Here is a 20552-nt window from a genome sequence, read left to right as displayed (position 1 = left end):
TAAGCCTTCTTCTCCCGTTCGGGGCGAGCGATACCAAAAGCCACGAACAGGAACCCGGCATGATATGGCAAAAACGTCAAGCGCGTCAATAGTTTGCGAGCGTTGCCGCGGCGGGGCGCTCAGTCGGCGGCGACGACTTCGAGCAATTCGCCCCCGAAGCGCTCCAGTTTGCGCGCGCCGATGCCCGGTATCTGGCGCAGATCGTCGATCGAGTCCGGCGAGCTGCGTGCGATCTCGGCAAGGGTGGCATCGTGAAAAATGACGTAGGCCGGCACCCCGTCGCGCTTCGCCGTATCGGTACGCCAGACGCGCAGCCGCTCCCAGCGGGCGCGCTCGCGCGGTGCCATGCCGGCCGTGGGGTCGGCTCGTTGCGCCGAGCGCCCGGAAGCCTGGCGCGTGCGCTGCGGTTTTGCATAAGGACGCAGGGTGACCGTTCGCTCCCCCTTCAGCACGGGCTTACTCGCCTCCGTCAGCACCAGCGCCCCGAACCCGCCGTGGTCGACGGCGAGGTAGCCGAACGCCACCAGTTGCCGGAAAACGGCACGCCATTCGGCTTCGGAAAGGCTTGCTCCGATCCCGAACGTGCTGAGGGACTCATGGCCGCGCTGCAGCACCTTCTCCGTGCGATTGCCGCGCAAAACGTCGATCAGGTGCCCCGCTCCGAAGTTGAAGCCGCTCGCGCGCTGGGCGCGGAACGCGCACGAGAGCGCCATTTGTGCCTCGCGCGTCGCGTCCCACGAGGCAGGCGGCTCGAGGCAGACGTCGCAATTGCCGCACGGTGCGCTCGTTTCGCCGAAGTAGTCGAGCAGCCGCACGCGGCGGCAGGAGATCGTCTCGCAAAGACCGAGGAGCGCCTCGAGCTTGGCCGTTTGGACCCGCTTGTGCGCATCGTCGGCATCGGACTCGTCGATCATCTTGCGCTGCTGCACGACATCGCCAAGGCCATAGGCCATCCACGCGTTCGCGGGCAAGCCGTCGCGGCCCGCGCGGCCCGTCTCCTGGTAGTAGCCCTCGACGCTCTTCGGCAAATCGAGGTGGGCGACGAAGCGCACGTCGGGCTTGTCGATGCCCATGCCGAACGCGATCGTCGCGCAGATCACGACGCCTTCCTCTCGCTGGAAAATCTCCTGATGGCGCTGCCGCATCTCGAACTGCATGCCGGCGTGGTACGGCAGCGCGCGTATGCCCTGCGCTTTGAGCCATTCGGCCGTCTCCTCGACCTTGCGGCGCGACAGGCAGTAGATGACGCCGGCGTCGGTCGTGCCGTCGGCATTCGTATGCTCGGCGCGGATGAAGTCGAGCAGTTGCGCGCGCGCATTGTCCTTTTCGACGATCCGATAGCGGATGTTCGGGCGATCGAAGCTCGAAACGAAGATGCGCGCGTCGTCGAGCGCGAGGCGGTGAACGATCTCCTCGCGCGTGATCGCGTCGGCTGTGGCCGTCAGCGCGATGCGCGGCACCGATGGGAACCGCTCGTGCAGCACCGACAGCTGGATGTACTCGGGCCGGAAATCGTGTCCCCATTGAGACACGCAATGCGCCTCGTCGATGGCGAACAGAGCGACGCGCGTGCGCTCGAGCAGATCGAGAAACCGCGGCGTCATCAGGCGCTCGGGCGCGACGTAGAGCAGATCGATTTCGCCGTTGCGTAGCGCGCGTTCTGTCGCGGCCGCCTCGGCGCCGGAGAGCGTCGAATTCAGGAAAGCGGCGCGCGCGCCAAGCTCGGTGAGCGCGGCGACCTGATCCTGCATCAGCGCGATCAGCGGCGAGACGACGATGCCCGCGCCGAGGCCTGCCTCGCTGCGCACGAGCGAAGGAATCTGATAGCACAGCGACTTGCCGCCGCCCGTCGGCATGAGGACGAGACAATCGCCGCCACCGGCCACGTGTTCGACAATATCGCGCTGCTGCCCTCTGAAAGCGGGATAACCAAAGACTTCGTTGAGGATTTCGAGCGGGCGTGACATGAAATGGTGAGAAGGGCTGCGACTGGCTGCGGATGGCGCAATTCTAACAACGCGTGGCGCGGTGAGGCCGCCCGGAATGCGCGCGTTGGCCGATCGGCAGATCGCGCGGCCCGCAAACGGGGCAAACGGTATCACCGGGCGGCTGTGCAATGCCAGGTGTTTGCAACGGGGTTCGAGAACCGGCCGCCGTACTCGACGGTACAAGCCCGCGTCTCCTTGCCGAGCGGCCTCGCCACTAGCACGCTTGTCCCCGCATATTCGCATGCTATCCAGTACCCGTTTGGTGAGTCAGGAAACGTCCAACTGTCGACTGGCCATTCCACCTATAAGACCTAGTGGGATCATAGAAAATCAGCGAATGCATCCGTGCTGCGCGACGTCGATGGCGGACGGCGTCGTGGCCGCCAAGGAGGTCCAGCGGCGTATCGCAGCCGGAGCGCAGGACGCTTTCATCGCGGCGGTGCGCGAGGCGAATCGACTCCGCGCGGGGACGGTTGATCAGTCCTCGGGAGCCTTGCCAGAGAAGGCATAGGGGCCGCCATGTTGCCGCGCCCCTCCCCACACCATCAGCATGTGGGTCTACTTGCTGAAATAGACCTTGCCAGTTTGGGTATTCACGATCTTCCAGGGGCGTTTTTCGAGAAGACGCGAGAACTCTGGAAGCCCATACGTTTGAACGCCGAATGCTCCCTCCTCGCGCGTAGGCGCATCCGGGTACTCATCTGTTGGTCCCAGCTTCACCCGGAACGCGTCGGACGTTCCGTTTGGGTTGTTGCTACCCACGTCGCGAATCTTGTCAACGAAGCTCTTTGGAACGTCGATCTCAAGTCGGTATGGCGAAGGCTTACTCTGGATCGGAGGTTTGGTTCGGTCAGTGTAAAACCACTTATGCTGCTCGAAAGAGCTTTCACCCTGCCTCAACTCGCCAGAACCCTTGATATCGTCGGCCTCCGCTTTCGACATCAGACGCATTACCGTGCCGCCCTCAGATGATCGTCCGGACTGTACGCCATCCACCACGGACTTGACGGTGCTCTCAATCCTGGTTACGTGATCAAGTTTGTCGTTGACTTTCCTGCCGACTTTCTCCAGCGCTAAGCTAAACTTGAGCGACAAGTCGCCGTACTGCGCTGCCTTCTCGTTGAACCGACTTTTATGAACCGATATTGCGTCAACGAGCCAGCTTTTTTCGCTATCAGTTGATGCTTTTTTCAAGAGCTCTTTTTTCTCAACTAGCGCCTGCTTCTCACGACGTCCCTCTTCCTTCAGCCGCTCCATCGGATCCAACTGAAGGGACAGGCTGATAACGTCGTCATCGAGCCCGAGCCGCTTGTCTCGGTTATACGTTTCAATTTTCTCGACGCGCTCTCGCGCCAGCTCCACCTTGAAGTATCCTCTCTCATCATACGCATTGGTATCGACGCCATGCGCCCCGGTTTCCCCGTCCGGGTTGCCGCCCTTGAGGCCGGGAAGGTTCTTCGCATCCCGCCACTGGCCCACCTCCACATCCTTATCGAATATGTATTCGAGACGGGCGGTCACTAACCTGTTGGAGCCGTCCGGGGAAACGACGTTCCAGATCGGCCGTTGCGGCGTGGTTTTTGCCCTATCGGGAGCGAGCCGATACAGGTTGCCTTCGAACTCGGCGTAATGCGCAGCGGTGGAAGGGTCCCAGAGCATGCCAGAGGCGGTTCGCTGCAACATAGGAGGTCGCGTCCCGACTTCGTAACCCTGCAGCTTCTTCGCAAGCCGAACGGCATCGACCGAGGGAATCACCGATATGGATGGGACGGGATTTAGAGCCGGTTTGCCAGGTAGTTTCACCCTAGCGACTTTTAGCGCCGCGGCGTCGGGGGCAAACCCAAGATCCTTCAGTGCGATCAGGCTCTGGTTCACCTGCATTTGAAGTGGGCGAGAAATCCCCTCGAGCGGGATCGTACGCGAAGTCATGCGTGCCTCGTCCACGGCGGAGTAGGAGACCAGCTTGCGAAGGCCTCCAGATTTGCCTTTGACAAAGGGCGCGATGTCGAGCGCGAGGCCCAAGGCTCCACCCACCACTTGAGCCGTATCATCGTTGGCGATGCCGTCGGCGATAGTCACGCCCGATCCAACGACAGGAATCATCGTAACCACCGCCATCCCGAAACGCTCGTGGTCGCCCGTGCGAAGGCCCTCCACCATGTTATAGGCGTTCCCGACCACCGGCACAGAGTTGATGATCTGCTCCAAGTTGCCGGTCTTGACCCCTTCGGCAAAACCAATAACGCTCGAGAGGATAGGCATGTTATCCAGCCAGTGCCTGATATTCGTCCCCCTCTCTGAGTCGAAGTCCTTCACCCGCGCCAAGATCCAGTTGACGGCGTTTACCGTAGGACCGACCAAGGGGTCTACCAGAACGGGAGGATGTTTCTCCATTGCCCTGCTGACGGCGGCGGCCCTCTGTGAGTCGCGCTCCTGCTTCTGAGCGGTCTTCGCAAGCTCCGCCAGTATGGCCTCGACGGCCGCATCCGTCTGTGGAACCTTATCGATGGTGCGCAGCCGAAGGCGAGCCGCGGCCCTGAAGTAGGGTGTGTTGAATTGGTCGTGAGTCCGGAACGTCGACTCGGCTTTTTTCACTTTGCCAGGAGCGGATGGAACAAAGATCTGGGAACCGTTGTCCGTGGTCAGGACGACATCCCCATTGGGCGTTTGTTTGCACTGATCGAGAAACGTATCGAGCATGCTCTTTCCGGTCGCCTGCAACGGCCGGGTGAGTTGAGCCGCGCTCAGGCCGCTCTCCTCTATCAGGATTTCGAGCGTGGCGGCGCGCTCATCAAAGCGCGGTGGCCCACTGCATTCTGTCGTCAGGACATCGTTGATATACCGATGCAGGTCGGCAAACCGTTCCTCCGGAGTATCGCCGGCGAGGGTAACGCCTCTCGTTTTGGCGAGATTGATTCCGAGGAGGACTCGCGGGTCAATCAAGGTTCCGTCTGCCTGCTGCCAATCGTCGACGAGCACTATAAAGGCGCGATAGACGTCGGCTTCAGTGGCGTAACGATCCGGGACCGGGTTGCCACGCGCAAGCGCCGAAGCCTTGAGCACGCTGGCCATGGCATTCTCCATGCTGCCGATCGGATATTGGTAATCCAACCCGCGCTCGTCCAAGAATTTCTCGACTGCAGCGCGTCGTTCGGTCGCACTCAATCGGGCATAGGCGGGAATGCTCAAGAGCGACGGCTCCTCCGCGAGCTGTGAGACGCTCTTGCCGAGAGCATTGACAAGCGCGTTGCCGTCGAAATAAATCTTGTCTTGTAACTCTTGCTCAGGTAGGGAAGGGCGCTCGAACATGAAGTGCCCGAGCGCCTCGCCCTCAAGCGCAGCGTTGAACACCTCGAGTGCGGCATCCCCATCCAGCGTTATCTCTCGGCTCGAGGGCGAGACCTTTGCGCGAGCGGCGCAGTAAAGCAGAGCAGCGAATTCGGACAGTCGCTGTCGCTTCCCTTCGCTATCGACCACTTGCGAAATTTCGGGAGGTAGCGATCGCGCTCGCTCGCCGTTCGGGTCCAACAATCGCTCGATGAAGCCTTCGGCGACGGCCAAACCTTGCTCTTTATGCTGTGTGTCGGCCGCGGCCAGCAACGCCTGAGTCGCTGTCTGAATCTCAAACAGCTTGCCCCATGCGGGCGAGTTCTTATCTATCGTCAGGGATACAATCCGATCACGCTTGGCGACGGCCGCGATTGCCGGCTTGATGTCACTACTGTCTGACCGACCGGCAACGGACCGCTTTGAGCGCGGCTCCATCCCTTCTGCGACGAGCGCCTTTATCCTTACTTCTTCCGCAGCAAGTGGAACGAGGCCCGGCGAATCGGGTTGATCGGGCATAGGATCAGCGGCTGCATGCTCGCCCCCCTGCTGTTGTGCCTGCAATGGATTGGGCAACGCTTCGTCATGTCCGTTTTCGTTGACGGGGCGAGGCGATGATTGACTGATTCTCACTGGAAGCCTGTTTGAATGCGCTCGCCCCTCGAATCTTCGTTTGCCAGGCGTGCGGTCGCTAAGATCGTTGCGTGTTGGCGCCCGCACAGAATAGATAGATGACGCTAGCTCTTCTTTCGGAAATCAGGCTGGATTTCTACAATTTGGAATTTTCTTGATCGACCACCGATCGTGACAGTGCGGTAGGAAAAGACGCGGGCTCAGCGCCCACCTCGCGCCACGCTGATTGGGAAGGGGCTACGCCGGGCGCGCCACAAAAAAAAACCGCCCAGCCTCGCGACTGAGCGGTTTCACCGTGGAATCGGCCGAGCGGCATACGCCGCCGCGGCTTACTCCGTCGGATGCTGCTGCTGCGGCTCCTCGACAGGTGTCTCGGGCGTGCCGAACTCGAACGCTTCTTCGGCCGCGATCTGATCGTAACGCTCACGATCGGACGCTTCCTTGATCTTGCGCGCCTTATGGAACGCAAGGCCCGTACCGGCCGGAATCAGGCGACCGACGATCACGTTCTCCTTAAGACCGCGCAGGTCGTCGCGCTTGCCCATGATCGCCGCCTCGGTCAGCACGCGCGTCGTTTCCTGGAACGATGCAGCCGAGATGAACGAATCGGTCGAGAGCGACGCCTTCGTGATACCGAGCAGCACGTTCTCGTACGTGGCCGGGCGCTTGTCTTCCGCCGTCATCCGGTCGTTCTCGTCGAGCATGTCGGACCGCTCGACTTGTTCGCCCGGGATGAAGCGCGTATCGCCGTTATCGACGATCTGCACGCGGCGCAGCATCTGACGCACGATGACTTCGATGTGCTTGTCGTTGATCTTCACGCCCTGCAGACGGTACACGTCCTGCACTTCGTCCACGATGTAGCGCGAGAGCGCCTCGACGCCCTGCAGACGCAGGATGTCGTGCGGATCGGCAGGACCGTCGACGATCATTTCGCCCTTGTTGACAACCTGACCGTCGTGGACCAGGACCTGCTTTTCCTTCGCGATCAGGAACTCGTGCTGGTTGCCTTCGAGATCCGTGATGACGAGGCGCTGCTTGCCCTTCGTGTCCTTGCCGAACGACACGGTGCCCGTGACTTCCGCGAGAATGCCGGCGTCCTTCGGCGATCGCGCTTCGAAGAGCTCGGCCACACGCGGCAGACCGCCGGTAATGTCACGCGTCTTCTGCGATTCCGTCGGAATACGCGCAAGCACTTCACCGACCTGCACCTGCTGGCCGTCCTTCACGGTGATCAGCGCGCCGACCTGGAAGCCGATCTGCACCGAATGCTCGGTGCCGGGGATCTTCACTTCTTCGCCGGTTGTGTCGAGCAGCTTCACCTGCGGACGCACGCTCTTGCCCGCTTGCGAGCCGCGGCGCTTCGCGTCGATGACGACGAGCGTCGAAAGACCCGTCACATCGTCGATCTGCTTGGCGACCGTAACGCCTTCCTCGACGTTCTCGAACTTCACCGTACCGCCGTACTCGGTGATGATCGGACGCGTCAGCGGATCCCACGTCGCGAGCTGCGTGCCGGCCTTGATCTGCGCACCGTCGAGCTGCAACAGCGTCGCGCCGTACGGCACCTTGTGACGCTCGCGCTCGCGGCCGTGATCGTCGGCGATCATCGCTTCGCCCGAACGCGAAATGACGATTTGCTCGCCCTTCGCGTTCGTCACGTAGCGCATCGTCGACGTGAAGCGCACGGTACCGTTGCTCTTCGCTTCGACCGACGACGCAACAGCCGCACGCGACGCCGCGCCACCGATGTGGAACGTACGCATCGTGAGCTGCGTGCCCGGTTCGCCGATCGATTGCGCCGCGATCACGCCGACCGCTTCGCCGACGTTCACGAGCGAGCCGCGGCCGAGGTCGCGGCCGTAGCAAGATGCGCACAAGCCATAGCGCGTTTCGCACGTGAGCGGCGTGCGCACGCGCACTTCGTCGATGCCGAGGCGCTCGATCTCTTCGACGGCCACTTCGTCGAGCAGCGTGCCCGATTCGTAAAGCGTCTCCTGCGTCTCGGGGTTGACGACGTCCGCCACGGCCACGCGGCCGAGGATCCGGTCGCGCAGCGCTTCGACGACTTCACCGCCTTCGACGAGCGCCTTCATCGCGACGCCGTTGCTCGTGCCGCAATCGTCTTCGGTGACGACGAGGTCTTGCGTCACGTCGACGAGACGACGCGTGAGGTAGCCCGAGTTCGCCGTCTTCAGCGCCGTATCGGCCAGACCCTTACGTGCGCCGTGCGTCGAGATGAAGTACTGCAGCACGTTCAAGCCTTCGCGGAAGTTCGCCGTGATCGGCGTCTCGATGATCGAGCCGTCCGGCTTCGCCATCAGACCGCGCATCCCGGCGAGCTGACGGATCTGCACGGCGGAACCGCGCGCGCCCGAGTCGGCCATCATGTAGATCGAGTTGAACGACTCCTGACGCACCTCATTGCCGTCGCGATCGGTAACGGGTTCCGTCGAGAGCTGCTCCATCATCGCCTTGCCGACCGCTTCCGACGTGGCCGACCAGATGTCGACGACGTTGTTGTAGCGTTCTTGCGCGGTGACGAGACCCGACATGTACTGACGGTCGTACTCCTTCACCTTCTTCGCGGCATCGCCGACGATCACTTCCTTTTGCGGCGGCACGAGCATGTCGTCGACGCAGATCGAAATGCCGGCGCGCGTCGCCAGGCGGAAGCCCGACTGCATCAGCTGGTCGGCGAAGATAACAGTCTCGCGCAAACCGCAACGGCGGAACGCCGTGTTGATGAGGCGCGAGATTTCCTTCTTCTTGAGCGGCTTGTTGAGCACCGAGAACGGCAGGCCCGGAGGCAGGATCTCCGAGAGGATCGCGCGGCCGACCGTCGTCGGATAGAGCGTGATCTTCGGCACGAACTTCGGCGCGCCTTCGGACGTATCCTCGTTCGCCACCATTTCGGTGATCCGCACGTTCACGCGCGAAGCGAGCTCGACTTCCTTGTTTTCATACGCGCGCAGGACTTCCGACACGCCCGTGAACGACATGCCTTCGCCCTTGCCGTTGACGGCTTCGCGCGTCGCGTAGTACAGGCCGAGCACGATGTCCTGCGACGGCACGATCGACGGATCGCCGTTGGCCGGGAACAGCACGTTGTTCGACGCGAGCATCAGCGTGCGCGCTTCCATCTGCGCTTCGAGCGACAGCGGCACGTGCACGGCCATCTGGTCGCCGTCGAAGTCGGCGTTGAACGCCGCGCAAACGAGCGGGTGCAGCTGAATGGCCTTGCCTTCGATCAGCACGGGCTCGAACGCCTGAATGCCGAGACGGTGCAGCGTCGGCGCGCGGTTCAGCATCACCGGGTGCTCGCGGATCACCTCTTCGAGGATGTCCCACACGACCGGCGTCTGGTTCTCGACTTCCTTCTTCGCCGCTTTGATCGTCGTCGCCACGCCCATCACTTCGAGCTTGTTGAAGATGAACGGCTTGAAGAGCTCGAGCGCCATCAGTTTCGGCAGACCGCACTGATGCAGCTTCAGCGTCGGGCCGACCACGATGACCGAACGGCCCGAGTAGTCGACACGCTTGCCGAGCAGGTTCTGACGGAAACGACCGCCCTTGCCCTTGATCATATCGGCGAGCGACTTCAGCGGACGCTTGTTCGCCCCCGTCATCGCCTTGCCGCGGCGGCCGTTGTCGAGCAGCGAGTCGACGGCTTCCTGCAGCATCCGCTTTTCGTTGCGGACGATGATTTCAGGCGCCTTCAGCTCGAGCAGGCGCTTCAACCGGTTGTTACGGTTGATCACGCGGCGATAGAGGTCGTTGAGGTCCGACGTCGCGAACCGGCCGCCGTCGAGCGGCACGAGCGGGCGCAGTTCGGGCGGCAGCACCGGCAAAACTTCGAGGACCATCCACTCGGGCTTGATGCCCGAGCGCTGGAATGCCTCGAGAACCTTCAGGCGCTTCGCGAACTTCTTGATCTTCGCTTCGGAGCCCGTGTTCTTGAGCTCGGTGCGAAGCTGCTCGACCTGCTCGTCGATGTTGATCGCGCGCAGCAGTTCGCGCACGCCTTCCGCGCCCATTTCGGCGCGGAATTCGTCGCCGTACTCCTCGACCTTGTTGTAGTAATCCTCTTCGGTCATGATCTGACGCGCCTTCAGCGGCGTCATGCCCGGATCGATCACTACATACGCTTCGAAATAAAGCACGCGCTCGATGTCGCGCAGCGTCATGTCGAGCACCATGCCGAGACGAGACGGCAGCGACTTCAGGAACCAGATGTGCGCAACGGGCGAGGCGAGCTCGATATGGCCCATGCGCTCACGGCGCACCTTCGCGAGCGTCACTTCGACGCCGCACTTCTCGCAGATCACGCCACGGTGCTTGAGCCGCTTGTACTTGCCGCACAAGCACTCGTAGTCCTTGATCGGGCCGAAGATCTTCGCGCAGAACAAGCCGTCGCGCTCGGGCTTGAACGTGCGGTAGTTGATCGTCTCGGGCTTCTTGACTTCACCGAACGACCACGAACGGATCTTGTCGGGCGAGGCAAGACCGATCTTGATCGCATCGAAAACTTCTTCTTGTTGGACTTGCTTGAATAGATCGAGCAAAGCTTTCATCGCTTTTCTCCAATAGTCCTATTAGTTCCGGTCCAAATCGATATCGATACCGAGCGACCGGATTTCCTTCACCAGCACGTTGAACGACTCGGGCATGCCGGCGTCGATCACGTGGTCGCCCTTCACCAGGTTCTCGTAGACCTTGGTCCGGCCCGTCACGTCGTCCGACTTGACCGTCAGCATTTCCTGCAGCACATACGACGCACCGTACGCTTCGAGCGCCCAGACTTCCATCTCACCGAAGCGCTGACCGCCGAACTGCGCCTTACCGCCCAGCGGCTGCTGAGTCACGAGCGAGTACGGACCGGTCGAACGGGCGTGCATCTTGTCGTCCACCAAGTGGTGCAGCTTCAGGTAGTGCATGTAGCCGACCGTCACCGGGCGCTCGAATGCCTCGCCCGTACGGCCGTCATAGAGGCGCACCTGGTTCTTCGACTTGGTCATGCCGAGCTGTTGGGCAACGTTGTCCGGGAACGCGAGGTCGAGCATCTTCGACATCTCGTGCTCCGTCGCACCGTCGAACACCGGCGTCGCGAACGGCACGCCTTCGCGCAGGTTCTTCGCGAGCTCGATGATGTCGTCGTCGGAGAAGCCGTCGAGCTCCTCGGCACGGCCCGACTCGTTGTAGAGCTTCGTCAGGAACACGCGCAGCTCTTCGACCTTCGCCTGACGCTGCAGCATCTCGCCGATGCGCCAGCCGAGACCCTTCGCCGCCCAGCCGAGATGCACTTCGAGCACCTGACCGACGTTCATCCGCGACGGCACGCCGAGCGGGTTCAGCACGACATCGGCGGGACGGCCGTCGGCCATGTACGGCATGTCTTCGATCGGCACGATCTTCGACACGACGCCCTTGTTGCCGTGACGGCCCGCCATCTTGTCGCCAGGCTGCAGGCGGCGCTTCACCGCGAGGTACACCTTCACCATCTTCAGCACGCCCGGCGGCAGCTCGTCGCCCTGCGTGAGCTTCTTGCGCTTCTCTTCGAACGCAAGATCGAACTGGTGACGCTTCTGTTCGAGCGAATCCTTGATCGCTTCGAGCTGAGCGGCCGCGTCTTCGTCGGCGAGGCGAATGTCGAACCAGTGGTAGTGGTCGAGATCCTCGAGGTACGCCTGATCGATCTTCGTGCCCTTCGCGAGCTTCTTCGGACCGCCGTTCGCGACCTTGCCGTCGAGCATGCGTGCGAGACGGTGGAACGCGTCGCCCTCGACGATGCGAAGCTGGTCGTTGAGATCCAGGCGGTAGCGCTTCAGCTCATCGTCGATGATCTGCTGAGCGCGCTTATCGCGCTGAATGCCTTCGCGCGTGAACACCTGGACGTCGATCACGGTGCCGCTCATGCCCGACGGCACGCGCAGCGACGTATCCTTCACATCCGAGGCCTTCTCGCCGAAGATCGCACGCAAGAGCTTCTCTTCCGGCGTGAGCTGCGTTTCGCCCTTGGGCGTCACTTTGCCGACGAGGACGTCGCCCGCCTCGACTTCGGCGCCGATGTAGACGATGCCCGACTCGTCGAGACGCGAGAGCTGCACTTCCGCGAGGTTCGAGATGTCGCGTGTGATTTCCTCAGGTCCGAGCTTCGTATCGCGAGCGACGACGTTGAGCTCTTCGATGTGGATCGACGTATAGCGATCGTCGGCCACGACCTTCTCGGAGATCAGGATCGAGTCCTCGAAGTTGTAGCCGTTCCAGGGCATGAACGCGACCAGCATGTTCTGGCCGAGCGCGAGCTCGCCGAGATCCGTCGATGCGCCGTCGGCGAGCACGTCGCCGCGCGTGACGCGGTCGCCGACCTTCACGATCGGACGCTGGTTGATGTTCGTGTTCTGGTTCGAACGCGTGTACTTGATCAGGTTGTAGATGTCCACACCGACTTCACCGGCAACCGCTTCATCGTCGTTCACGCGAATGACGATACGGCCCGCGTCGACATAGTCGACCTGACCGCCGCGCAGCGCCTGCACCGTCGTACCCGAGTCGACCGCCACCGTGCGCTCGATACCCGTGCCGACGACCGGCTTTTCGGGACGCAGACACGGCACAGCCTGCCGCTGCATGTTCGAGCCCATCAGCGCGCGGTTCGCGTCGTCGTGCTCGAGGAACGGAATCAACGAAGCCGCGACCGAGACGATCTGCGACGGCGCGACGTCCATGTACTGGATGCGATCCGGCGTGACCATCAGCGTTTCGCCCGCTTCACGCGACGAAACGAGCTCGTCGGTCAGCGTGCCGTCGTCGGACACCGCCGCGTTCGCCTGCGCGATCACGTAGCGCCCTTCTTCGATCGCCGAGAGGTAATCGATCTGGTTCGTGACCTTGCCGTCTTCGACCTTCCGGTACGGCGTCTCGAGGAAGCCGTACTCGTTCAGGTGCGCATAAAGCGCGAGCGAGTTGATAAGACCGATGTTCGGACCTTCCGGCGTTTCGATCGGGCACACACGGCCGTAGTGCGTCGGGTGCACGTCGCGCACCTCGAAGCCCGCGCGCTCGCGCGTGAGACCGCCCGGACCGAGCGCGGAGACGCGGCGCTTGTGCGTGATCTCCGAGAGCGGGTTCGTCTGGTCCATGAACTGCGAGAGCTGCGACGAGCCGAAGAACTCGCGGATCGCCGACGAAATCGGCTTCGAGTTGATCAGATCGTGCGGCATCAGGTTTTCGCTCTCGGCCTGGCCGAGACGCTCCTTGACCGCGCGCTCGACACGCACGAGACCCGCGCGGAACTGGTTCTCCGCGAGCTCGCCGACGCAGCGCACGCGCCGGTTGCCGAGGTGGTCGATGTCGTCGACCTCGCCCTTGCCGTTGCGCAGCTCGACGAGGATCTTGATCGCCGCGAGGATGTCGTCGTCGTTCAGCGTCATCGGGCCCGTGATCTCTTCACGGCCCACGCGACGGTTGAACTTCATACGGCCGACCTTCGAGAGATCGTAAGCCTCTTCGCTGTAGAACAGACGATTGAAGAGCGCTTCGACCGCTTCTTCCGTCGGCGGCTCACCCGGACGCATCATCCGGTAGATCGCGATACGCGCGGCCGTCTTGTCGGCCGTCTCGTCGATACGCAGCGTCGACGAAATGTATGCGCCCTGATCCAGATCGTTCGTGTAGAGCGTCTGGATGTCCTTGACCTTCGCCTCGCGCAGCTTTTGCAGCGTGCTTTCGGTGATCTCTTCGTTCGCGTTCGCGATCACTTCGCCCGTCTCGCTGTCGATGACGTTCTTTGCGAGAACGCGGCCGATCAGATAGTCCTCGGGCACCGAGATGTACTTGGTCTTCGCGTTTTCGAGGTCGCGAATGTGCTTCGCATTGATCCGCTTGTCCTTCTGGACGATGACCTTGCCATCGCGATCGGTGATGTCGAAGCGCGCGACTTCACCGCGCAGACGCTCGGGCACGAACTCCATTTGCGCGCCTTCGCCCATCAGCGCGAAGTTGTCGAAGACGAAGAAGTTCGCGAGGATCTGCTCGGGCGTCAGGCCGATCGCCTTCAAGAGGATCGTGACCGGCATCTTGCGGCGACGGTCGACGCGGAAATAGAGGATGTCCTTCGGGTCGAATTCGAAGTCGAGCCACGAGCCGCGGTACGGAATGATCCGCGCGGAAAACAGCAGCTTGCCCGAGCTGTGCGTCTTGCCCTTGTCGTGCTCGAAGAACACGCCCGGAGAACGGTGCAGCTGCGAGACGATGACACGCTCGGTGCCGTTGATGACGAACGAGCCGGTCGGCGTCATGAGCGGAATTTCGCCCATGTAGACTTCCTGCTCCTTCACTTCCTTGACGACGGGCTTGCTCGGCGACTCTTTGTCGAGAATGACGAGACGCACCTTGGCGCGCAGCGCCGAGCAATAGGTGAGGCCGCGCTGCTGGCATTCCTTGATGTTGAACGCAGGTGCCGACAGCGCATAGCTCACGAACTCGAGGCGCGCGAAGCCATTGTGCGAAACGATCGGGAAAACGGAGGTGAACGCCGCCTGCAAACCTTCGGGCTTGCGTTGCGAAGCGGGCACTTCCGCTTGCAGAAACGTGCTGAATGATTCAAGCTGGGTGGCCAGCAGGAAAGGTACTTGGTGAACGATGGGGCGCTTCGCGAAACTCTTGCGAATGCGCTTCTTCTCGGTGAAGGAATATTGCATACGATCTCCGAATCACGGCGGGCATTGTCGAGGCGTGTGGCCAAGATTTGAGAACCCGAGTGTTCACCGACTGAGACCCGATGGCCGTCCTAAGGCTTGAACGAGCCTAGAAGCTTGGTGGTTGGCCGCTACCAACCGCTGGCTGACGGCAACGGAGCCTGCTGCTTTTGAATACTGCGTTCCGTTGCCCGACCAAACTTGCCTTCTGCAGTCGCTTCAGAAGACAAAGAAAAATGCCGATCGAGCTGGCCGAGGCGCGGCCGATGGGCAATTTTCTTTGGCCTCTGGGGCCCATGTCGCGGCGCTCGCACGTCGCAAAAACATAGTCCCCACAAAGCACAAAAAGGCCGGCGGTGGAAATACCGCCAGCCTTCGCACAGCGCGCAGGATGTTACTTGATCTCTGCCTTCGCGCCGGCGTCTTCGAGCTTCTTCTTCGCTTCTTCGGCGGCAGCCTTGGGCACCGCTTCCTTGACGGGCTTCGGTGCACCGTCGACGAGGTCCTTCGCTTCCTTCAGGCCCAGGCCCGTCAGTTCGCGAACGGCCTTGATGACGGAGACCTTGTTCGCGCCGGCTTCGAGCAGGTTGACCGTGAATTCGGTCTGCTCTTCCGCCGCCGCGGCCGCGCCGCCGCCAGCACCCGCCGGGCCCGCCACTGCCACGGCAGCGGCCGACACGCCAAACTTCTCTTCGAACGCCTTGACGAGCTCGTTCAGTTCCAGCACCGACATCGCGCCAACGGCTTCGAGGATGTCTTCTTTTGCGATTGCCATTTGAAATACTCCTAAATTGAATTCGGATACAGCCAGCGATCAGTTACGCCCGGCCGCCGTCCCTCATGCGTGGCCTGAGCAAGCTCAGGCGGCTTCGCCCTGCTTCTTCTCGGCGAGCGCGGCGAGCGCGCGCGCAAAGCCCGAAACAGGCGCCTGCATGACGAACAGCAGCTTCGAGAGCAGTTCCTCGCGGCTCGGGATGTTGGCGAGCGCTTGCACGCCAGCCTTGTCCATCACCTTGCCTTCGTAGGAACCGGCCTTGATGATCAACTTGTCATTGCCTTTGCTGAAGTCGTTGACGACTTTTGCCGCGGCAATGGCATCTTCGGAGATGCCGTAGATCAGAGGACCGGTCATCTGCTCAGCCAGCGGAGCAAACGGGGTACCTTCGACGGCGCGACGCGCCAGCGTGTTCTTCAACACGCGCAGGTACACCTGCTGCTCGCGCGCTTTCGCGCGCAGCTTCGTCAGATCGCCAACCGTGATTCCACGATACTCGGCCAGCACCATGGACTGGGCTTTCGCAACCTGCGCGGAAACCTCAGCCACGACGGCCTGCTTATCTTCCTTGTTGAGTGGCACGGTCAACCTCCAAATTCGACACACGCGGTGCGATTGCTTCAATCGAACCTTGCGTGCCGCGTTCAACAACGGCGTCCGACGTGTTAGGAGTATTTCGACCATCCGCCTTCGCATCGCTGCAGCCGGCGGTCGGCTTCATCACTGCAAAACTGTTCGGGTTCGCCATCTGCGTTGGCTTTGGGATTAAGGAAATGCCCAACTGCTGCACTTCCGCCAACGGTCTTTGACAACCGGCCGAGAGAGGCGAACTTCCGCTTCCCGCGACCGCCCAAAGCACTTAAATATCGCGCCGGCTACCGGCTTTTCCGACTACCTGAGTGGCCTTGCCTGCCGGCACGATAGATTCTTTACTACCTTGCGCTATTCCGCGGTGACTGCTTACTGCGCGGCGAGCGATGTTTGATCGACGCGTACGCCGACACCCATCGTGCTCGACACCGCGATCTTGCGCAGGTACACGCCCTTGCTCGACGCCGGCTTCGCCTTTTGCAGCGCTTCGACGAGCGCCGACAGGTTGGTGCGCAGCGCGCTCGGCTCGAACGAGGCACGGCCGATCGTAGCGTGGATGATCCCTGCCTTGTCGACGCGGAACTGCACCTGACCGGCCTTCGCGTTCTTCACGGCGGTGGCGACGTCGGGCGTCACGGTGCCGACCTTCGGGTTCGGCATCAGGCCGCGCGGACCGAGGATCTGACCGAGTGTACCGACCACACGCATCGTGTCCGGCGACGCGATCACCACGTCGAAGTTCAGGTTGCCGCCCTTGATCTGCTCGGCCAAGTCTTCCATGCCGACAATCTCGGCGCCGGCGGCGCGGGCCTGCTCGGCCTTTTCGCCTTGCGCGAAGACGGCGACTCGCACCGATTTGCCGGTACCGGCCGGCAGCACGACGGAGCCACGCACGACCTGATCCGACTTCTTCGCATCGATGCCGAGCTGCACGGCCACGTCGATCGACTCATCGAACTTCGCCGTCGCGCATTCCTTGACGAGCACGAGCGCTTCCTCGATCGGGTAGAGCTTCTGACGATCGACCTTGTTTGCGAATGCCTGCAAACGCTTCGAAACCTTAGCCATTTACACGCCCTCCACGGTGATGCCCATCGAGCGGGCGCTGCCGGCGATCGTACGGACCGCGGCATCCAAGTCGGCTGCCGTGAGATCCGGCATCTTCGTCTTGGCGATTTCTTCTGCCTGGGCGCGCGTGATCTTGCCGACCTTGTCGGTATGGGGCTTGCTCGAGCCCTTGTCGACCTTCGCGGCCTTCTTGATCAGCACCGTGGCCGGCGGCGTCTTCAGAATGAACGTGAAGCTCTTGTCGGCGAACGCGGTGATGACGACGGGGACGGGCAGACCCGGCTCCATCGACTGGGTCTGCGCGTTGAACGCCTTGCAGAACTCCATGATGTTCAGGCCGCGCTGGCCCAGTGCCGGACCGACCGGCGGCGACGGGTTGGCTTTACCTGCAGGAATCTGCAGCTTGATAAAGCCGATAATTTTCTTTGCCATTTGGACAACCTCGTTGGAACGCGTGGGCGTTCGGTGAGTGATAACGCGCGTTCGTCGCTTCGATGCTTGCGGCTACTGACGCTCCTCAACGGTCATTGAGCGGACCGTAAGCGCTGAAGGGACTGCCCGCGCGCGGGCAATCCGCACGAAATTCGATTACAGCTTTTCGACCTGTCCGAATTCCAACTCGACAGGCGTGGCGCGACCGAAAATGGTGACGGAAACGCGGACGCGCGACTTCTCGTAGTTGACCTCTTCGACGCTGCCGTTGAAGTCCGTGAAGGGGCCGTCTTTGACGCGCACCATTTCGCCGACCTCGAACAATGTCTTCGGACGCGGCTTCTCCACGCCCTCTTGCATCTGCGACATGATCTTTTCGACTTCCCGCGGGGAAATCGGGCTCGGGCGATTGCGCGCCCCGCCGACGAAGCCCGTGACCTTGGCCGTGTTTTTCACGAGGTGCCAGGTTTCGTCGGTCATTTCCATCTCGACGAGCACGTAGCCGGGGAAGAAGCGGCGTTCCGTCACCGATTTGTGACCGCCCTTGACTTCGACGACTTCTTCAGTCGGAACGAGAATCTGGCCGAACTTGTCTTGCATGCCGGCGCGTTCGATGCGCTCCTGAAGCGCGCGTTGCACGCTCTTCTCCATGCCGGAGTAGGCGTGCACGACGTACCAACGTTTGCCGCTCGGGGATGCCGGAGTATCGCCGCTCATATCATTTCCAACCCAGAATCGCCGAGAAAATGACCCATTCGATGGACTTATCGCTAACCCAAAGAAAGACCGCCATTGCGAGCACGAAGCCGAAGACCACGAGCGTGGTCTGCGTCGCTTCTTTGCGAGTCGGCCAGACGACCTTGCGAACTTCTTTGTAGGAGTCCTTGGCGAAAGCGATGAAGCTCTTACCGGGGGAGGAGAACAGACCGACCACAACACCCGCGGCGATGCCGACCACCAAGGCCGCACCGCGCACATACCATTCCTGGCCACTCAGCCAGAAGAAAGCAACGAATCCGGCCAAGAAAAGCAGTACGCCCGCGATAAGCATCAATTTGTCGCTGGAAGTATCCACAGCTTCGACGGAAGGATTCGCCATAACACCTTATTTGCGCCTACTACGCGCAGAAAGTTGGCAGGGGCAGAGGGAATCGAACCCCCAACCTTCGGTTTTGGAGACCGACGCTCTGCCAGTTGAGCTATACCCCTAAACCATTTGGGGCTGGCTTGCCGCCAACCCCGAAACCACTGATCAACGAGACGGGACTGGCTTACTCGATGATCTTCGCGACGACACCGGCGCCGACGGTACGACCGCCTTCACGGATAGCGAAGCGCAGACCTTCTTCCATCGCGATCGGCGCAATCAGCTTCACCGTGATCGATACGTTGTCGCCCGGCATCACCATTTCCTTGTCCTTCGGCAACTCGATCGAGCCCGTCACGTCCGTCGTACGGAAGTAGAACTGCGGCCGGTAGTTGTTGAAGAACGGCGTGTGACGACCGCCTTCGTCCTTCGACAGCACGTACACCTCGGCCGTGAAGTGCGTGTGCGGCGTGATCGAGCCCGGCTTGGCCAGCACTTGACCGCGCTCCACTTCCTCGCGCTTCGTGCCGCGCAGCAGGATACCCACGTTGTCGCCCGCTTGCCCCTGGTCCAGCAGCTTGCGGAACATTTCCACGCCCGTGCACGTCGTCTTCGCCGTCGCCCGGATCCCCACGATCTCGATTTCGTCGCCCACCTTCACGATGCCGCGCTCCACGCGACCCGTCACCACCGTGCCGCGACCCGAGATCGAGAACACGTCTTCCACCGGCATCAGGAACGTGCCATCCACCGCGCGCTCCGGCGTCGGGATGTACGTATCCAGCGCATCGGCCAGGCTCATGATCGCCTGCTCGCCCAGCTCGCCCTTGTCGCCTTCGAGCGCCAGCTTAGCCGACCCCTTCACGATCGGCGTCTCGTCGCCCGGGAAGTCGTACTTCGACAGCAGCTCGCGCACTTCCATTTCCACCAGCTCGAGCAGCTCCGCGTCATCGACCATGTCGCACTTGTTCAGGAACACGATGATGTACGGCACACCGACCTGACGCGCCAGCAGAATGTGCTCGCGCGTTTGCGGCATCGGGCCGTCCGCGGCCGAACACACCAGGATCGCGCCGTCCATCTGCGCCGCGCCCGTGATCATGTTCTTCACGTAGTCCGCGTGACCCGGGCAGTCCACGTGCGCGTAGTGACGGTTGGCCGTCTCGTACTCCACGTGCGCCGTGTTGATCGTGATGCCGCGCGCCTTTTCTTCCGGCGCCGCGTCGATCTGGTCGTACGCCTTCGCTTCGCCGCCGAACTTTTGCGACAGAATCGTCGTGATCGCCGCCGTCAGCGTCGTCTTGCCATGATCCACGTGACCGATCGTGCCGACGTTCACGTGCGGCTTGGTCCGCTCAAACTTGCCTTTAGCCATGTTCGACTCCTAAGAGGATTTACCGTATGTTGCGCCGCACGCAAACTATCACTGACACTCTCTGGTGCCCATGGGCAGGATCGAACTGCCGACCTCTCCCTTACCAAGGGAGTGCTCTACCACTGAGCCACATGGGCAGGTACTTCTTGGCATTGGAGCGGGTGAAGGGAATCGAACCCTCGTCGTAAGCTTGGAAGGCTTCTGCTCTACCATTGAGCTACACCCGCTTGGGCCATGCGATTCCTGCCACTCACCATTGCATTCTGGTGGAGGGGGTTGGATTCGAACCAACGTAGGCGTAAGCCAACAGATTTACAGTCTGCCCCCTTTAGCCACTCGGGCACCCCTCCGCAGAGAACGGACGATTATGACGGTGACCGCCGACTATGTCAAGCATAGTGCAGCCAAGCCATTTCTCGACGCCCTCACTTATACCTATTTTGGTGCGCTAAAGCACAAACCCCCGCGAGCGAGAGCTGGCGGGGGTTTGATGGGGTTGGGGAGCCTGACGATTACCTACTTTCACACGGGGATCCGCACTATCATCGGCGTGGAGTCGTTTCACGGTCCTGTTCGG

Annotated in this window: 13 protein-coding genes and 4 tRNA genes; 1 reads left to right on the top strand and 16 read right to left on the bottom strand. The window is 61.6% G+C overall.

What is annotated here, in order from left to right:
- Window positions 1-119: 119 nt before the first annotated feature.
- The 16 genes from recQ to AB4Y31_RS27660 form a co-directional block, all read right to left on the bottom strand.
- Window positions 120-1967, bottom strand: a complete 1848-nt coding sequence (recQ, locus tag AB4Y31_RS27735) for a DNA helicase RecQ (protein WP_368676826.1) — start codon at window positions 1965-1967, stop codon at window positions 120-122.
- Between the two features lie 131 nt (window positions 1968-2098).
- The gene (locus AB4Y31_RS27730) at window positions 2099-2290 is read right to left on the bottom strand and encodes an STY0301 family protein (protein WP_368676825.1); all 192 of its coding nucleotides are present in this window, start codon (window positions 2288-2290) and stop codon (window positions 2099-2101) included.
- A gap of 256 nt (window positions 2291-2546) precedes the next feature.
- Window positions 2547-5948: a hypothetical protein gene (locus AB4Y31_RS27725; RefSeq protein ID WP_368676824.1), complete on the bottom strand. Its 3402-nt coding sequence runs from the start codon at window positions 5946-5948 to the stop codon at window positions 2547-2549.
- Between the two features lie 329 nt (window positions 5949-6277).
- Window positions 6278-10522 carry a DNA-directed RNA polymerase subunit beta' gene (gene rpoC / locus AB4Y31_RS27720; protein WP_018442860.1) on the bottom strand — a complete coding sequence of 1415 codons (4245 nt, stop codon included), beginning with the start codon at window positions 10520-10522 and terminating at the stop codon, window positions 6278-6280.
- Window positions 10523-10543: 21 nt separating this feature from the next.
- Entirely contained in the window at window positions 10544-14650 is a 4107-nt protein-coding gene (gene rpoB, locus AB4Y31_RS27715; protein ID WP_368676823.1) for a DNA-directed RNA polymerase subunit beta, read from the bottom strand.
- A 391-nt stretch (window positions 14651-15041) separates the two neighbouring features.
- Window positions 15042-15422: a 50S ribosomal protein L7/L12 gene (gene rplL / locus AB4Y31_RS27710; RefSeq protein ID WP_018442862.1), complete on the bottom strand. Its 381-nt coding sequence runs from the start codon at window positions 15420-15422 to the stop codon at window positions 15042-15044.
- An 84-nt stretch (window positions 15423-15506) separates the two neighbouring features.
- Window positions 15507-16004, bottom strand: a complete 498-nt coding sequence (gene rplJ, locus AB4Y31_RS27705; RefSeq protein ID WP_026230078.1) for a 50S ribosomal protein L10 — start codon at window positions 16002-16004, stop codon at window positions 15507-15509.
- Between the two features lie 378 nt (window positions 16005-16382).
- A complete protein-coding gene (rplA, locus tag AB4Y31_RS27700) occupies window positions 16383-17081 on the bottom strand; it encodes a 50S ribosomal protein L1 (RefSeq protein WP_018442864.1) in 699 nt (232 codons plus the stop codon).
- Window positions 17082-17513, bottom strand: a complete 432-nt coding sequence (gene rplK / locus AB4Y31_RS27695; RefSeq protein WP_018442865.1) for a 50S ribosomal protein L11 — start codon at window positions 17511-17513, stop codon at window positions 17082-17084.
- A gap of 156 nt (window positions 17514-17669) precedes the next feature.
- On the bottom strand, window positions 17670-18230 hold the full coding sequence (nusG, locus tag AB4Y31_RS27690; protein ID WP_018442866.1) for a transcription termination/antitermination protein NusG: 561 nt from the start codon (window positions 18228-18230) through the stop codon (window positions 17670-17672).
- A gap of 1 nt (window position 18231) precedes the next feature.
- A complete protein-coding gene (secE, locus tag AB4Y31_RS27685; protein WP_107153018.1) occupies window positions 18232-18612 on the bottom strand; it encodes a preprotein translocase subunit SecE in 381 nt (126 codons plus the stop codon).
- Window positions 18613-18646: 34 nt separating this feature from the next.
- Window positions 18647-18722 (bottom strand) — tRNA-Trp (locus AB4Y31_RS27680).
- 62 nt (window positions 18723-18784) lie between these two features.
- Window positions 18785-19975: an elongation factor Tu gene (gene tuf, locus AB4Y31_RS27675; protein ID WP_368676822.1), complete on the bottom strand. Its 1191-nt coding sequence runs from the start codon at window positions 19973-19975 to the stop codon at window positions 18785-18787.
- 62 nt (window positions 19976-20037) lie between these two features.
- Window positions 20038-20112 (bottom strand) — tRNA-Thr (locus tag AB4Y31_RS27670).
- 16 nt (window positions 20113-20128) lie between these two features.
- A tRNA-Gly gene (locus AB4Y31_RS27665) sits at window positions 20129-20202 on the bottom strand.
- A 37-nt stretch (window positions 20203-20239) separates the two neighbouring features.
- Window positions 20240-20325 (bottom strand) — tRNA-Tyr (locus AB4Y31_RS27660).
- A 23-nt stretch (window positions 20326-20348) separates the two neighbouring features.
- On the opposite strand from AB4Y31_RS27660, the gene AB4Y31_RS27655 reads away from it, so the two are divergent.
- A partial coding sequence (locus tag AB4Y31_RS27655) for a hypothetical protein (protein WP_368676821.1) occupies window positions 20349-20552 on the top strand: 204 nt, incomplete at its 3' end.

Origin of the sequence: Trinickia sp. EG282A (genome assembly GCF_040965455.1) — a bacterium.
In the GTDB taxonomy this organism is placed as follows: Bacteria; Pseudomonadota; Gammaproteobacteria; order Burkholderiales; family Burkholderiaceae; genus Trinickia; species Trinickia symbiotica.
This window is presented reverse-complemented; position numbering and strand designations above follow the sequence as displayed.